Source organism: Aquimarina aquimarini, assembly GCF_900299535.1.
Taxonomy (GTDB): domain Bacteria; phylum Bacteroidota; class Bacteroidia; order Flavobacteriales; family Flavobacteriaceae; genus Aquimarina; species Aquimarina aquimarini.
The window spans coordinates 70,322-88,784 of sequence record NZ_OMKE01000005.1 but is presented as its reverse complement, the minus strand read 5'-3'; the positions used below and the strand labels follow the sequence as shown (position 1 = coordinate 88,784).

The following is an 18,463-nucleotide window of genomic DNA, read 5'->3' as shown; positions in this document are numbered from 1 at the left end:
ATGGAACGAGAAGTAAATGAAATAGCGGTAGGATTGGACATAGGGACAACTAAGATTGTTGCTATGGTAGGAAAATATAATGAGTATGGGAAGATGGAGGTATTGGGAGTTGGCAAATCCAAAAGTTTAGGAGTACACAGAGGAGTGGTTAATAATATTACACAAACCATTCAATCTATACAACAAGCCATTCAGGAATCAGAAAGTGTTTCTGGAATGAAAATTAACAATGTAACAGTAGGAATTGCTGGTCAACATATTCGTAGCCTGCAACACAGTGATTATATCACAAGACCTAATGCAGATGCTGTAATTGATGAAGACGATATAGAAAAACTATGTAATCAGGTACATAAACTAGTTATGTTACCTGGGGAAGAAATTTTACATGTATTACCACAGGAATATAAAGTAGATGGTCAGGCAGAAATAAAGGAACCTGTAGGAATGTATGGAGGAAGATTGGAAGCCAATTTTCATGTAGTAGTAGGGCAAGTAACCTCTATACGAAACATAGGAAGATGTGTAAAAAGTTCAGGCTTAGAATTATCAGATGTGACCCTAGAGCCATTGGCATCTGCAAATGCAGTATTAAGTCAGGAAGAAAAAGAGGCTGGTGTTGCATTAATTGATATTGGTGGAGGAACCACAGACTTAGCTATTTTCAAAGACGGTATTATACGTCATACGGCAGTTATTCCTTTTGGAGGTAATGTTATTACAGAAGATATTAAAGAAGGCTGTTCTATTATTGAAAAACAAGCAGAGTTATTAAAAATAAAATTTGGATCTGCATGGCCAGGAGAAAATAAGGATAATGAAATTGTTTCAATCCCAGGATTAAGAGGAAGGGAGCCTAAGGAAATTACCTTAAAAAATCTTTCTAAGATTATTCATGCCAGAGTGGTAGAGATTATAGAACAGGTTTTTTTAGAGATCAAAAACTATGGGCATGAATCTCCTAAGAAAAAATTGATAGCAGGAATTGTATTGACAGGAGGAGGCTCACAGCTTAAACACCTTAAACAATTGGTAGAATATATCACTGGTATGGATACGCGAATAGGATATCCTAATGAGCATCTGGCAGGAAACAGCGATTCAGAAACGACTAGTCCAATGTATGCAACTGCTGTAGGATTAGTAATGGATGGGTTGATTCATCTTAAAAAACAAAAAAAGACAGTAAAAAAAGAAGAAACTTCGATACATACAGAAACAACTACACAGCAAGAAGAAGCGGTTGTAGAAGATACTGTTATTGAAGAGAAATTACCAAAAGAAGATCTCAAGCCGAGAAAAAATATTTTGGAGAAGTGGACAGAAAAATTCAAGGAATTCTTGGATAACGCTGAGTAGTTAAAAAGTAAATATGTTCAATGTTTGGGCATAGAAAAATATATAAAGTATAGTTTAGGAGAACCATAAAATTAGCAATTATGAGTAAAAGTGAGGAGTTCGAAAATATTTCGTTTGATTTACCCAAAAATCAATCTAATGTGATCAAAGTAATCGGAGTTGGAGGTGGAGGTAGTAATGCCATCAATCACATGTTCCAACAGGGAATTAAGGGAGTGGATTTTGTGATTTGTAATACAGATTCACAGGCTTTAGAAAATAGCTCGATTCCTAATAAAATACAATTAGGAGTTTCTCTAACCGAAGGATTAGGAGCTGGAGCAAATCCTGAAGTAGGAGAAAAAGCGGCAGTAGAAAGTTACGAGGAAATAAAAAATATGCTCGATACCAATACCAAAATGATTTTTATCACTGCAGGTATGGGTGGAGGAACAGGAACAGGAGCTGCCCCTGTGATAGCAAAAATGGCTAAAGAATTAGATGTGTTGACTGTAGGGATTGTTACTATTCCTTTTCAGTTTGAAGGTCGTATGCGTAATGAGCAAGCTCAGCTAGGAGTAGAGAGATTACGTGCACATGTTGATTCTCTGATTGTTATTAATAATAATAAGCTGAGAGAAGTATATGGTAACCTTGGGTTTAAAGCTGGTTTTTCTAAAGCAGATGAAGTCTTAGCAACAGCCTCTAGAGGTATAGCCGAAGTAATAACACATCACTATACACAGAATATAGATTTACGTGATGCAAAAACAGTACTTAGTAATAGTGGTACGGCAATTATGGGGTCTGCTAATGCCTCAGGTAATAAACGTGCTCACGATGCTATTGCTAAAGCATTAGATTCTCCATTACTTAATGATAACAAAATTTCTGGAGCCAAAAACGTACTTCTCCTTATTGTTTCTGGTAAAGAAGAAATTACAATTGATGAAATTGGTGAAATTAATGATCACATCCAGCAAGAAGCTGGACATGGTGCCAATATAATAATGGGAGTAGGAGAAGATGAATCTTTAGAAGATGCAATCTCTGTTACAGTTATTGCTACTGGTTTTGATGTAGAACAACAAGACGAGATAGTAAATACAGAAACTAAGAAAATAATTCATACGCTTGAGGATGAACAAAGAGCAACTACACAAGATTTATCTCCTAAATCTACAGGAAAAATTACTCCTATAAGCGCTCCGATTCCTAAAAAAGAAATTGAAGAAACAAAGATTATAAAGCACAAATTAATTGAGGAAGAAGAAGTAGGAGAAGATATTTTGATCCCTACAACAGATTTACTGAAAAATATAGATGTGTCTTATGAAGTAGTAGAACCATTTTCTTCTAATGATGACTTTGTTATTATAAATGCACAGGATATCATTAAACAAATAGAAGTTAATGATGAAAAAGAGATTCAGGTACAAGAAGAAAAAGAAGATCAATTTGCATTGGCATTTGATATGCCTGTAGAAAATACAAAAGAACCAGAACAACCTATAATTTCAAATGAATCAGTTTCTGAACAGAAAAAAACACAAGACGAACAACCTATTGTTTTTGATCTGAGTGACGATATCATGGATATGGAGGTTAAGGATCCTATAGAGGTAGTTCCTGTGGGAGAAACTGTATCAGAAGGTGTGCGTAAATATAGTCTGGAAGATTATATGGAAGAGGAGAAGAGATTGACAGATGCAAAACCAACAGAGGTTGAAGAACAAGACGAAGAAATTCTTTTAGAAAAGAAAATTATTACTCCAACTCCTGAGGTAGAAAAAAGTGAAGATGTAGATCCTATGAATCAACCTATTTCTGAAACTTTAAAAGCAAGAGCAGCAGAGCGCAGAGCTAAGATGAAGGAGTTTAATTATAAGTTTAGAAATAGTTCTTCTAATATAGATGATATAGAAAAAGAACCTGCATATAAGAGAGCAGGGATAGATGTAGATGCAAAACCAGATGATTCTGGTTTGTCAAGAACATCTTTAGGAACAGATGGTAATGATGATATACAATTGCGTAAAAACAATTCTTTTTTACATGATAATGTAGATTAGATTAAGTATCTGCATAAGGAAACTATAATAGATAAAAGGTTGAAAAACCTATAAAAATAAATAGAACTAAACCGATAATCTATTCCAAGAGTATCGGTTTATTTTTTATCTTCGCAATCCAAAATGATATAATAATTTTAAACCCAAAAGGTGATGAGTTTACAGCAAGAAGTAATGACAGCGATGAAAGAAGCAATGAAAGCTAAAGATACAAATGCTTTGACCTCATTGCGAGCTATAAAATCAGCCATTTTATTGGCTCAGACAGAAAGCGGAGCAAAAGAAGAGTTGACAGAAGATCAGGAATTAAAATTATTACAAAAACTGGTAAAGCAAAGAAAAGATAGTGCTGTTATTTTTGAAGAACAAGGGCGTAATGATTTGGCAGAACCAGAATTGGCTCAAGCAAAGGTAATCGAGAAATTTTTGCCAGAGCAATTGAGTGAAGAAGAGATAGAAAAAGTAGTCGTAGCGGTTATCGCTTCTACAGGAGCAGAAGGAATGAAAGATATGGGTAAAGTGATGGGAGCAACAAGTGCAAAATTAGCAGGAAAAGCTGATGGAAAAACAATTTCTACAATAGTAAAGAATAAATTATCATAATTATAATAAACTGGCCGCGTGGCGCAACTGAATAGCGCATCAGATTTCGGCTCTGAGGGTTGGGGGTTTGAATCCCTCCGCGGTCACTTAAAGAGATAAATTTAACATTTATCTCTTTTTTATTTTGCTGAAAATCAACAATTTAGACTCTTTCTGATTCGAACTCAATCCTGTTAAGTCTTATCTATTTTTATTTTATAACTCATTGATTTCTTGATGTTAAAAGTTCGAATCTTTTCGAGGGGTGAATCAAAAAACAACTAATATAGGATCAATATCAAATGTTGTGTTTTATGCAAAAATTCTAGTTAATCTAAAGAGGAAGAATTTCTTTATCATTTTGGGTAATTTATCTATATGTAAGTATCTTTAATTAGGTAACATTTGACCCTAATCAGACATACATATTTAAGAGCTAACTAATATTAATAAAAAATGAAAAAAATTGTATTTATTCTCTTAGGTATATCACAAATTGTGATAGGACAGGATAATCCTTTTTATTTAATTAACAATATTAATTCTTCTAACAAAAACAGTTTACATGTTGTTAATGGTGAAATAGGGTCGAAGAAATATTCTCGAAGTGTTATTAAAAATGAGCCTAATAAAGAAATTCTATTCGTTGAAACTGGTGATTTTAATGGTGATGGTATAAAAGATATATTTTATGTTATAGATGAAAATAATGGAAAGACTAAAGGAGTTGGAATAGATGGATCTAACAGTAGTGATTTGTGGTATTTTTCAGACGATAATAATAGGGTGTGGAATGGTAAGGTTAAATTTATTCTTGTAGGTAACTTTATTAATAACGATGAATATGAAGATATTTGTATAGTAAGAGAATCTGGAAATAACAACAATGCTAACGCTCTATTTGTAATTAATGGAAAGACTGGAAAAAAATCGTTGCATGAGAATGTTTTTGTGGATAAGAATTTTCCAAACTCTCAGGTTACTCATCTAACTTCTGGCGATTTCAATGGTGATGGTATTGATGATATCTATTATATTTATGAAACTTTTGAGAATAGAAAACACGGGGTTTTGCTTGGAAATGGGGGGAATATATCTTATTGGGAATCAAACTTTGAAGGTCATGGATCAAAATGGGGTAATATTTTAAATGTACAGAGCTGTTATTCCGATATAGATAAAAAATCAAATGTTTTCTATATCAGAAAATCTGGAAATCTCAAAAGCCGAGTGTTGATAATGTTAGATGGAGCTAATGGATCAAAAAAATGGGGTAAAAATTTAGTAACCTATGAAGACGAGGGTGAAAATGAAATTCAATTCATAAGAACAGGTGATTTTAATGGTGATGGTAGTATAGATATTTTTTATATTAAAGATTTAATAAATGAAAGTACTCGAGGTTTTTTTCAACATTTTGCAATCGATGGTCTAAATGGTAATCAGATATGGAGTTCTTCAAATACTCAAAAATGGTGGGGTAAGAAAATAAAATTTACTCTAACAGGTAATTTCGTTAATAACGATAGTATTGATGATATTTGTATTGTTAGAGAGTCTGACACCAATGATAATGCTCTTTTTGTTTTAAATGGGCAGACAGGAAAAAAGTCGCTATTAGAAGGTGGTAATTTTGTTGACAAAAATTTTATAAATGAAAGTGTTTTAGCAATATCAAAAGGAAAATTTAATCTTGACGCATCTGATGATATATATTTCATATCAGAAAATCAAAATAGTAGAAAACATGGCTCCATAAAAGGGAATGGTAATGGTGATTTACTATGGGAAAAACATCTTGAAAATTCAAGAAATTTAGAGGGTAAAATATCTTTTTGCAAAACAATTAATACCTCAAAGCAAATTACACCTGATAGATGGACTACAGACCAAAATTGGTTATATAAAAACGGTCATAAGTTTTTTGTTATAGGAGCTTGGTATACTCGTGGAATGAATGGTGGAAAAATTGACTATAATTCAGCTCCTCCTTATTCAATAAAACCAAATTCAGCTGATGAAAGTAATGTAGTGGGGTTGTATACAAGTGATCATATGTTGAATAAAATAAATTTTGAAAAAGAATTTGAGATGTTTAATACACTTGTGGCTGATGAAGGTATGGAGTGGCCTTGGGTTGTTGAAAATAGATTAATGTTAAATATACATCAGTGGCATAGAGATTTAGCAATGGAAGGAGGAGTCAGCCTTAATAATGCTAAAGCAATTGCAGAAGATGAAAGTAGTTACTGGAAAAACAAACAACTGAACCGGATTTATTTGCACGATGAACCATATAATACAAAAGGTAACGGCAATGGTTTTAGCGATAATGATTTTATTAGAGCTTCAGAAAATAATAGATATGACTATTTCAATTTATGGAATAAAACAATTAAAACCAATGATACAGGAGCATTGACTTTTATGGATGTACAAGCAGGGGGTGGTTGTTCAAATGTTAATAATTTTCATGGGTTAGCTCAAAATTTTACTCCTTTAAATAGTCTTGAATATTGTCCAAGAGTTAAAGCATTAGCATCAAATGTTTCTTACGATCTTTTATCTCAACAATTCTATAGTGTAAATGGTGATGCAATTAAAAATATCGCTAAAATAGTAAGAGGAATAAAAGGTATTTCAAACAAACCATGTTTTGTTTTTCTTGATGCTGAAAAAGAAGATTCTAGTGTAGATGATATGGTAATCTATGAAGAAGCATTAAAAGCAGAAGCATATGTATCTATGATACACGGCGCTGCTGGTATTATGTTTTGGCGAAGAGGAAAATTAGCAGAACAAACACCAGAAAAAATAGAAATTTGGAATGCAGTGAAAAGAATTAGCCAGAATTTGAGGGATAAAGAACATATATTTTCAGGGACATATGTTTCTGGGGAAGAAGCTGAAAATAATATTCATAAAGGACGGTTTAAATCAATTAACGGTAATTTATATGATATATTAGTGAATGCCAGTCAAAACAGATCAAACGTAGGTTACCTTATGTTTAACGAGCCCATATTATTAAAACCCAGAGAAGTATATGTTAAAAAATACAACTCTAATATGCACTCTAAAAGCAATAGTGATTTATCTATAAAAGATTCTTCATTATCTGTTTTCCCTAACCCTGTAAATGGAATTGTTAACTTATCCTTAAAACTATTTCAAAATAGTAATTTGGTTTTTGAAATATTCAATACAGAAGGAGTTAGAATAGTTAATCTCAATTTAGGAATGTATCAAAAAGGTATTAATGAGATTACACTTGATTCAAGTAATTTCAATTTAATAAATAATGGCCTTTATATTTTAAAAATAACAATTAATAATTTAAGTAATAAAGAAGTGATTTATAAAAAAGTTGTTTTTGAAAGAGATTGACCAACAATATTTTAAGTTCCCCCACCGTATTCTATGATTAAAACAAGTAAGAATTGAATTATTTATTGTTAATAAGATTAAGCGGCAAACTTCATAGTATCTATATATGGAGTTTGTCTTTTTATTACGGCAAAAACTCTAGCAATTAGCTTGTTTCTAACAATATTAATAGTACTCATTTTGTTTTTACCTTGACTCACTCTTTTGAGATAATAATGTTTTATTTCTGGGTTATGTTGTATCGCTGAAATTGCACACATATTTATTATAGATTTTAGTTTTTTATTTGCCAAATGTGAAACTTTGGCTTTTCCTTTTATACTTGTGTCAGATTGGTAAGGAAAAGGGGCTATACCACAATACGAAGCAAATCTACGCCAGTTTTTAAACCTATTAAAGTTGTTCGTATATGCAATAATTATAACCGCAGTTTGCAAACCAATCCCCTTAATACTGGTAATAAGTTCATAGCTGGTTTTTGTTTTAAAGTATAGTAATGGTAACGATTGTACCCTCTAGGCAGAATTTTCTGGCTAGCTTGTCGTTCTCGATATGCTACGCTATCGCCTAACTATGGAGCATCAATACGAGTCAATCTTATTTTTTGTGTAGTCTGCACATAGAACCTTAAATCGATCTCTACTTGCAAGGTATCGCCATCAATCCACCGCTTGTTTGTTTTATAATATCTTAAAACATTCATTTGTAATTTTTCATGTTTTAAATCCCTTTTCAAATATCCAGTATTAATTATTTTCTTACTCATCAATTATATGCTTTGTAAAATGTGAGATATTAAGTAGATGCTATACTATCATCAAAAATGATGAAAATACAATTCTATCACAAATGTTATAAAAGTGTTAAACCTCGCTAAGGGTACTTACTAACTTATTGATTTTTAGGATTTTGTTTTTGAAAAAGTTCGACAATTGTCCTGCCGAGGTCACGAAACGAGGCAAGTATAAAATTTGCCTCGTTTTATGTATCTGATTATTAGTGTTTTATGGATGTTTCGCATACAGTAGTCTTCTTATTAAGGATATTCCCTTGAATAATATATGATAATTGATTTTCAGTCGATTATGAGTTCGGCGTATCCTTCCGAGGTTCTTGAAAACTATTTCTTCTTTTCTGTATTGATTAGAAACTCGATTTTTTACTTTTAACTAGTACCTAAATCTAGAAAGTGGTCATTTAAAATTATTTATCCATTTTATTAATAGCTATTTTTAAAGAAGGCTACAGTATTTTAAGATTAATTTAAAAAAACATTAACCTTTTCTTTTCTTATACCTTTATTTTTAATGTGGTTTATGATTAAATAAAAGTGTAAGGCGCTTATAATTAATGTGGTAAACACGTATATTTTTATTGTTGATATATATAATATTTATTTTTGAATGTTAGATTTTATACTTTTTAATACGATTATAATATTTAAATTTGATTGAGTTTAAATATATAGAATTTTATAAAACGTAAATGAAAAGTGTTATTTAAGTAATGAAATTTATAACAGAATAAATCTAATATAAAAGTTACTGATTAAATTGTAAACTAATTGTCTCCCTCCTTTTAAGCTTCTTTAAAAAGAAAGAAGAAAACAAAATTATTACCTAATACATAAATTCCCCTTGAAGAAATGTTTTTATGTTCAGTTTTATTCTGATGTAAAAATATTTTAAAATGAGCTTGTTAAATTTTACTCCCTTCCAGTTACAACAAGCTATAATAGATTACTAGAAATTAATAGGTTACCCATGGTAAAAACCAATAATAATTGAATCATTATATAAGTTGGGCTATATAGTCTTTATAAAACAAATATCAGATAAATAAATAAGGAAAACGATGAATTATATAAGGGAAATAATAAGGCAGGTTCAAAATAGGGAGGGTATTTTGGATCTGCTTTTTATTCATTTATTGTTTCAGTTATTTTACCCAAAAATGATAAGGAGTTTGTTTTAGATTCTATATAAGTCTTTTTTGAGTTAGAAAAAGATAAGTAAAGTATAAAGTAATAAAAACTAATTACCTGTATTAAAAATTAAGAGTTTTGCTCTTTTAAGAAATGTAAAATTCAAGTCTTACCCTCAGATAGAATACACTCTTATGTATGTCTCTATTTTAATTGAGATCCCTCCATTTATTTTTTGTTTAACCCCTTAGTAGTTAAGGGATATTGTATTCAAATCATTTTTGATATTGTTTTAAATCAATGGATTTAAAATGTATTAGATTGGAATTAGTGTACATATTTATAAGCAAAAAATGCTAATGATAAATCTAATTTATTTACAAGTCTTTAATATTAATTTTTAAATATATAAATATGAAAAAGCATGTTTTATTATTCATTTTGAATATAACAAAAAGCAAAAGGTTTTCTAATGAGAACCTCTGGTACAAGGTTGCACCGAAAGGTGTTACAAATTCAGTAATACCAAACTCTGTATTATGGAACACAATATGCACAAGTAAATCACCACATAGATTAATAAAAAAACTGATAAATTTATACGTACTCTCTCTTAGTTTTCTTTGTATGGGTGAAATACAAGGACAAGCAATAAAAAATATTCCTGGTGGACGCGCTCCTATGGATGTACAACTCTCGACAGGGAATTTATCTTTTTCTGAGACAATATTGTCTATTGAAGGTTTTGATTTTACCATGCAATATGATTCTAATAACATATCAGAGGGGGCATCTACAATTAATGAAAGGCAACCAACTTCTGTATTAGGACTTGGATGGTCTTTTCTACAGCCAGAGATTATTAGGGTGACCAATGGAACTACCTTACTTAATGATGACTCATTTAGGCTTATCAGTTCATCTGGGGTTAACGAATTAACTTTTACTGAAAAAAAAGATAATACACATGTATATAGGATTAAAGGTAATAAGAGAAATAGGGTAACTTATTACGAAATGGGTGATTTTTGGATAATTGAGAATTCTGATGGGACAAAAACATATTATGGAGATGATCCTAATGATATCGTAACTTCTAATTCCAATTGTACAGACTTACTTGTTGATAGGCATAGAAGTGGAATTGCAAAAACGGTAGTTCCATATACTAGAGAATGGAAAGTAAGTAAAGTTTTGGATGAGTGGGATAATCAAGTTGTTTTTCGATATATAAAAACTTCAAAAAAAGTTGGCAATAATGATGTTCCATTGTCTGAACAAACATTTACTCAAGAAAGCTATTTGTCAAATGTTTCTTCGTCTAATAATACACATGAATTAATATTTGTGTATGAAAACAAAGATGCTGATGAATATGAAGATCCATATACTGCAGTAAAGGAACCAGATATTTATCAAGAAAAGTATGAGACAAAATTTTTAAAAAGCTGTTATGTAGAACATAACAATGATGAGATATCTCATGAATACGTATTTGATTATGGGTTTATTGGTAAAGGAAAATTTAAAAAACGTGTTCTTAAATCGATTAAATTAAAAGACACAAATGAATCCGTCTCTAAATTTGATTACTGGGGAGAAAATAAAGCACTAGATGGAGTTTTTTCTGAAGAAGTAGTTTTAAATCAGGTTTCCAACTATAATTACCAACTATATAATACTGCTACAAAGGCTTTATATGGAGGTATGAAATCAAAAACTGATGCATTGGGAGCAAAATATATGTACAGTTATTCAGAAAAAAATCTTAAAGAATCTAATCGTGATATTGTTTTAGGGCCAGAAGGTAAGTTTGATATTAATACTGGAACTATGATAGAAAATAGTAATTGGGAAAAAGCTAAAGTTTTTCAAGGAGCTGATTTTTCAATCTTAAGTTGGAAAAATAAAAATACAGGAGGAGATGTAAAGTTTGCAATAGCCAACTGGTTGAATCAATGGAGTGTTTCTTACCATACCGAAAATGCTTTAGCAGATTCTTATGAAAAAGATTTTAAACCTATTGTTAAAAGCAATGTTTTTGTCTATTTCAATTCGTCTAGTAAAAAGCTTTGTATATGGGAAAAAGCAAATGATCTTTTCAATCATTGGGAAAAAAAGGAAATCAATATCACTGATACTGATTTAAATATTAATGAGTATAAACTTGCCTTTTCTAATGACAAAAAGATTGCGTTTTTTAATGGGAATAACAAAGTTCATCTTTATTCAAAACAACAAGGAGACTGGAAAAAAGAGACAAAAGAACATGTTTTCAAAAGTACTCACAATTTTTCTAAAATCGATATTGCATTTCAGGGAAACAATCTTATTTTGGTAAAGGCTCGTAATACACTGACTTCATTACCAGGTTCTGCTCTACCAACTCAAAAATGGGAGTTTGAATTAGCTGAATTTATTTATGATCAAAGCAGAATAGGCACTACAAATTCGTTGTGGAATGCATTGGAAAATAAAACAGGTCCGATGCGGTATGGCCCTCATCAACGACCAGAGGATGTAATTCATTTAAACATTCAAGCTACAGATAATTATGTTGGAGCCATTATCAACCTTAAAAATCCAAGAACTTCTGTTACCAATTTTTCATCCATATTATATCATACAAATAGTAGGGTCTTCTTCACTTTTGAAAATAAACAGTATCAAGCAGATTCTGAAGATGATATGCATACTAGATTTACAACAATTAATAATAATTATGTATTGATGGGTAGTCCAGATGAAGGAGTTATCGCAAAAGCAATCCATGAAGCTGATGGATTTAAGATTCAACGTAATATCCCGTCAACAGAAAATGTTCCAATATTTGCTGATCAAAATTGTTACAGTACAAACGATGGAGACAAAGGGAGTCTTCGTATGTATGATCTACAGCAAAAAGATTTTTTTCTTAAGCATGAATTTAATAATGGGCAATTGAGTAATGCATGGCTTGAATTCTTTAAAATAGTTGATGTTGTTTTAAACAACCCAATTACCTATGTTGCAGGAGGAGAAATATTTTTAGTTATTGGTTCAATCGAAGATATAATAAAATCCGCTGTAGGAGAATCATTGTACCAACAAGATTTTAGTACGTCCTTCAAAAACACTCATTTTATTCAAGATAATCTTATTTATGAGTTTGATAAATCAGCTAATTTTATAAATACAGGTCATCAATTACTCAGTACGAATAAACCCAGTTATTATAAAGGAGATTATTTCCTGAAAATAAATAATAAAAAATGGAATTTAAAAGAAACAACTGTTGCTAATAACCCGTATGGAGGGGATTATTCGAGCGATGGAGTTGTTTCATTTAATTATGCAGGGGTAAATTCTACATGGAATCCTGAGTTTGTTTTTTCTAATATTGTGTATAGTGAAGATTGGGGAACTGGGTTACCAGCACCTGGGTCTATGAATCGTCATACGATAGAACAAGAAATCATGATGATGAAAAATAAGATTCCTGTGTCCAGAAATCGAATTGGTAGAGGAGAAATATCTTTTAGTGCTACAGCAAATTATCATGGGTATAAAAAACCAAATACGGCATTAGAAGGATTAAGCACTTTAGGGATTAAAGATATTGAAATGTCTCAGGATCAATTTGCATTAAAATACACAAAAAATCAACAAACATATGATCTTGATAAAAGCCCTTATATACATCTCTTTAAAGTCATTAAAGGTAATTATAAAGGAGAAGTTGAAAAGTATGTGGTCTCAGAAGTTTCGTTTGATGATGGAACTCAACAAACATCTACTTATATAGATTATGGTGACAAAGCACTGCAAAGAAATGCTATTCTACCCAATGTTTTCTCAAAAGTAATGGTTAGTCAAGGGGGTATTGACAGACCTTATGGATATACAGAACATTTATTTATTAATGGAGGAGATTTGAATAATGCAGAATTTGAAATTCATAATATCATTAATCAACCAAGTCAAATAAAAATGATAACTACAACTTTTCCTTCTGTAGGAGAAGGTGTAGATAATGAAACTGTTAATAATAGTATAGGACAAGAGATAGGAAGTAGAGTCTATAGAAAAGAAACCGATAGTAAATACACTTTAGAAGCTGAAAATCAAATTATCGAACAGGTCTATAATTCAATTTTGGGCAATAGTACTAATCAAGAGTTCATTTTAAGTAGTGTTTCTAGGCAATCCATTCTTGACGATGTACCTTCAAAGAACAAGGAGGTATTTAATGAGTATGGATATATAAAAGAAAGGTCAGATATTTCTACAGAATTGAACTCCAATAATGAACCTGTTGATGTTACAGATAAGACTATCTATACCTATGCATATGAAACAAATAATGTAATTGCTACAGATAGAAGATTTGATCTTATAAATCAATTGACAAGAACCCATTCTGGAGATAATATTGGTGAAAAAAACATTAGTGCAACAGCATTTTTATATGCAAAAAACAATAGAGCATGGGCTTTACAAACTACTTTCACTTCTTTAAAAGAAGGGGGAGTTTTTAATGGACTAGCTTCAAATCAAGATCGTTCTCAATGGTATCCAATATCATCTATTTTGAATAGGAATGGTAACGGAAAAATTACACAGGAACAAGCTGATGGAGTTATTCATTCACATTTTTTTGATAAAAAAGGACAACTGCCAATTGTTTCTTTTGCAAATGCGGAAATGTCTGAGGTTTCTTATTTTGGATTCGAGAATTATGAAGAGAATATGATTTCATCAATTATGGCAGTAGATGGTGCAATTAATCATAATCGCAAAGGGAAAGTAGGTGTTATTGAGCCTAATATTTCTTATAGCTCTTTGTTTGATAAAAAAGTGATCCCAAAAAGTGATAGAAAATACATACTATCTCTATATGCCAAAATACCAGTTGGTGAAACATTGACATTAAGGATTTCAAATAATCACTCCAACATTTTTAAAGGAAGTGGTGATTGGGAGATATATACTATATCATCAGAAAAAATAACTGATCTTACCCCTTCTATAGAAGCTACTTCAAAGGTTTTTATTGACGACATTTCTATTCGACCAGTTACAAGTAGAATGAATGCTAGTATTTATGACAATAGACTCAATTTAATAGCAACAATCAATAATAGTTATGTTCGATCAGATCATATTTTTGATGTATCAAAAACTAAAATAATCAAAAGTGTTACGGCATTAAAAAGAGGAATGATTAATAACAATTATAAATATGATAAGGTTTCTAATGATTTGATCAAAAATACCGATGCTTTATTAGAAGGTTCCTATAAATATCATATTACTGGAGGTGGAAAAGCGAAATATTTCACTAAAGTTAATCAACAAACCTCTGTAAGTGTCTTTGATGATTGTTTATCAACAGAGCACAAAGGATTTGCTGTTTCTGCTATAGTGCCTCTTGATGCACCGTTACACTTGGGACTAGGTCAATTATATACTTTAAAAATAATAAATAACTTTCCAGTTCCCGCTAATGAGACTACAAACAATTTAGGATATAATGTTTTAAAAGCTGAATTTAGAGATGCTGGAGGACTTCTAATCCAATCAGATCAGAAATATCATAACAAACAGTTTAAACCCAACTTTCTTTCAAATCAAAAGAATATTGATCTGACTGTATTCTGTAAAAATTCAGATATTTATGTGTTTGTAGACGGTGTGTTACTCCAACATAATGTAATACAAAATATAGGAAGTTCTAGCGAAATAAAAATTGTCAATAAGACAGAAGACATTATTCTTATTCCAAATCCAATGATGGAGTTTACTTATCTGGATAAAGAAGGTAAGCCTGTAGAAAATATTATGAATCATACAAACAATCAGGTAATTTCTTATGGAACTATTTATGATAATTGGGGGAATCCAACTATTACACTTTTACCAGTTTTATATGATGACGGGTTTAAAAAACATAAAAACCTTTATACTTCATATGATTTTAATACCAATGTGCTTAACGGAGATATAATCAATTTTTATAACTCACCTGCTCAAATGGATAGTCAAGGCATTAAGCTATTAGGAGAAGACTATAAGTTTCCTTATTCAAGGTTAATACATACCAAAAGTCCATTACATCGTTTAAAAACAAAAATTAGGGCAGGAGCTATTAATAATGAAATAAAAAATAATGTTCAATTTAGTTATTCAGGAGCTCCTATAGGTAACGGAGGAATATTAGAAGAAGTTATTCAGAAAAATGCTTTAGATGGAGGGATTCTAGAAAACTCTACATCAAGAAATTCAAAAGGAAGACTTCTCTCTTCTGAATATAATGATATTAAATTGTCGTATTCTAAAGATTATAGCGCTGTAGGGGTAGTAACAAGTAACTTACATTTACCCAATTATTTTGGATATCTAAATGATATTAATCCTGATAAGCAAATAGCTCAAATACATACGAATACTATAAAATATGGAAAGCTAGTCAGTACTGAATCATCTCCTGATGAAGAAATAACTAAAAAAATATTTGATCCTTATGGAAAAAAAATATTTGAGTTGACAGGAGATGGAGCAGCACAAACACCTAATGTCATTGAATATATTAAGTATGATAAATTATCTAGAATTATTGAAAAAGGAATTCTCAATAAAAACTGGGATGAAAACGAGCTAAAAAACCATACTATTAATGGAACTGTTCCTACTGGGATGATACCAAGAAAGAAGTGGAAGTATGATCAGGTTAGTCTTTCTGCTATTGGAGATGTAGCTTTTGAAACAGATGCTAAAGCAACTACTGAAAAATCATATTGGAATTATAGTACAGCTTTGACAATGGTTTCAGAAAGTGTAAAACCAATACCTGATACATTTAGAATTGAATTACATATAGACAATACTGATCAAGTCTGGTATCGTATCAAATCATCTGACCCCGAACTTTCTGGAAAATATCTTACCAAACATGCGACAAAAGGATTGGTATTTAGTAATCCTAAGGAAGTTGGAAATGCTGATGAGTTTTTATTCCAATTTATCCCTTCCAAAAATGGTTTTATAGTACAGAAAAAAGATGGTTCTTACCTTCAATATAAACATAGTGAACCTGATGACATAGTGCTGTTAACTGTAAATATTGCTGAAGCCAGCATGTTTAAGATTAGGCAAATGAAAGAAGGTGTTGAAAAACAGTATATTACTTCGTTAGTTGATGAAATGTCATTAGGGCATATTTCTGATATTTTTGAATATCAGTCAAGTGTAACTACAGGTAAGTCTTTTCTTTATAACTGGAATGGAAATAGGGTAGGGATAAATTCTTATGATAATACTAATAATATGCTTACCAACAGCTTAGTAACTTACATGTATTTACTTTCAAAACCTATTCGTTCAGTTACGGCTTCTGGGTTTATTACTCAATACGACTATACTCCAGAAGGTTACTTAAGTAAAGTTTTTAATGAGAATAATGTGTTTGCTTCTGATTTCTTGTATAATCTAAGTGGTAAGGTTACATTGTACACCATAAATAGTTCAAAAGTAAATAAAAGTTTTACGTATGATATTTTAGGTAGATTAAAAGATATTCAGGTTGTTGATAAAGTGAATAATACAAAACCAAACTTGTTTCATCAATCTTTAGAATATTTTAAAAACAATAATGAACAGAATGATTTTATTTCAAAAATAACCATCCAAAAAAATGGCATTAATACAGTTGATGATATCAATTATGATCAGCACAATAGAATTGTAGACCAAAGTGGTTTATCATACGATCCTAATGGCAATATCTTATCAAATATCCATCAATATGAGCATCAGAAAAATAAGTTAATTACATCTGGTAGCAACAAAGAATATAAATATGATAAACAAGGAAGGGTTGTATCTTTTAAAAATGGAAGTAATAACAATTATAATATCAAATATTCAGATATTGATTCCGAAGTTACAAGTATAAATGTTGATACTAAAAAATATACGTTTTTATATTCTCAAAAGGAGAGAGTTCTTAAAGATACTCCAGAAGAGACTATAGAATATATTTATGGTAATTCAATGTATCCATTAGCAGAAAAGATCGTTAATAAGGGTACGGGAACAAGTATGACTACCGATTATATCAATTTTCCTAATGGAGATATTCTCGCTTTTTCTAAAAATAATGAAACTCACTATTTAATAAAAGATTATTTAGATTCTTCTCACCTAATCCTAGATGCAAATAATACTATTATAGATAGTTATGATTACGATAAATGGGGGAATTTGAAAAATAATTCAGGTGATAAAAAACTATTTCGATATCTATTTACAGGACAGGAATATGATAATGAGTTTCATTTATATAATTACAAGGCCAGAATATATGACCCTGTTATAAAACGTTTTTTACAGCCTGATCCATTGAAAATAAATTCAAGTCCATATGTATATGCTAATAATAATCCCATAAACTTTGTAGATAGAGATGGAATGGCTCCTTCAATCGCACAAATTATGGGGAGAAGATTGCCAATAATTAGGTCTTATGTAAGAAAAATTGCTAAATATAAATATCGTGCAAAACTCTATGGAGGAAGACGTCTAAATATTCAAAATAGGGATCCACTTGTAATTAGAAATAGAGCACGACTTAGAGCGGTTGAAAAAAACTTCAAGAATTTTAGAAGACGAACGGTTAACAAAATAAAAAGGTCTGCAGGGTATGTTGAAAATACTAATCAAAATATTAAGTTTCGAGCATTATCTGAAAATGAAAGATTTACGTCGAGAGGGGATGTGGTTAGTAGAACTTATCCAGCTCCTTCAGAACTCGATGATACTGCTCGTGGACACCTTGTCGGTTTAAGGGAATCTCCATGGATTTCAACAACATCTAGTGAAGCAGAAGCAATAGGGAATTATGGTTCTAGTGGAGGAGCAGTAATTAAAATCGATATTCGAGGAATTCCAAAATACCATATGTTTTCTCTGGATGAAATTAGAGCTTTACCATTCTCTAGAGCAAGAAATTATGGAATCTCAGCTGGTGAACATTTGATTGCAGATAGAGTTCCAGCAAGTAATATTCTGACCATTAGAGGTGAAATGACTGGTTTTACAGAAGTTCCATATGTAAATCATTAATATTAAATCACATGTTTAGTTGGGAGAAAATGAGCTAAGTAAAGGGAGCAATAAGGCG

7 protein-coding genes and 1 tRNA gene are annotated in these 18,463 nt (G+C 30.9%); 6 read left to right on the top strand and 2 right to left on the bottom strand.

From position 1 onward, the window contains the following. The 5 genes from ftsA to DG508_RS01275 all read left to right on the top strand — a co-directional run bounded on the left by ftsA (position 1) and on the right by DG508_RS01275 (position 7,379). Positions 1 to 1,359 (top strand): cell division protein FtsA, encoded by a 1,359-nt coding sequence (ftsA, locus tag DG508_RS01295; protein ID WP_108866420.1) that lies wholly within the window; start codon positions 1 to 3, stop codon positions 1,357 to 1,359. 80 nt (positions 1,360 to 1,439) lie between these two features. Next, positions 1,440 to 3,410: a cell division protein FtsZ gene (gene ftsZ, locus DG508_RS01290; protein WP_108866419.1), complete on the top strand. Its 1,971-nt coding sequence runs from the start codon at positions 1,440 to 1,442 to the stop codon at positions 3,408 to 3,410. A 153-nt stretch (positions 3,411 to 3,563) separates the two neighbouring features. Further along, positions 3,564 to 4,013, top strand: coding sequence for a GatB/YqeY domain-containing protein (locus DG508_RS01285; protein ID WP_108866418.1), 450 nt, complete (start codon positions 3,564 to 3,566; stop codon positions 4,011 to 4,013). Positions 4,014 to 4,025: 12 nt separating this feature from the next. Then, positions 4,026 to 4,099, top strand: a tRNA-Arg gene (locus tag DG508_RS01280). A gap of 349 nt (positions 4,100 to 4,448) precedes the next feature. Beyond that, entirely contained in the window at positions 4,449 to 7,379 is a 2,931-nt protein-coding gene (locus tag DG508_RS01275) for a T9SS type A sorting domain-containing protein (protein ID WP_108866417.1), read from the top strand. A gap of 77 nt (positions 7,380 to 7,456) precedes the next feature. Here the strand turns inward: DG508_RS01275 and DG508_RS01270 are convergent, their stop codons facing one another. Both DG508_RS01270 and DG508_RS01265 read right to left on the bottom strand, forming a co-directional pair. Next, complete coding sequence (locus tag DG508_RS01270) at positions 7,457 to 7,840, bottom strand: transposase (RefSeq protein ID WP_108866416.1); 384 nt, start codon at positions 7,838 to 7,840, stop codon at positions 7,457 to 7,459. 110 nt (positions 7,841 to 7,950) lie between these two features. Then, a complete protein-coding gene (locus DG508_RS01265; protein ID WP_108866415.1) occupies positions 7,951 to 8,145 on the bottom strand; it encodes a hypothetical protein in 195 nt (64 codons plus the stop codon). 1,785 nt (positions 8,146 to 9,930) lie between these two features. Here DG508_RS01265 and DG508_RS01260 point away from each other — a divergent pair. Further along, entirely contained in the window at positions 9,931 to 18,405 is an 8,475-nt protein-coding gene (locus DG508_RS01260) for an RHS repeat domain-containing protein (protein ID WP_108866414.1), read from the top strand. The last annotated feature ends 58 nt before the right edge of the window (positions 18,406 to 18,463 follow it).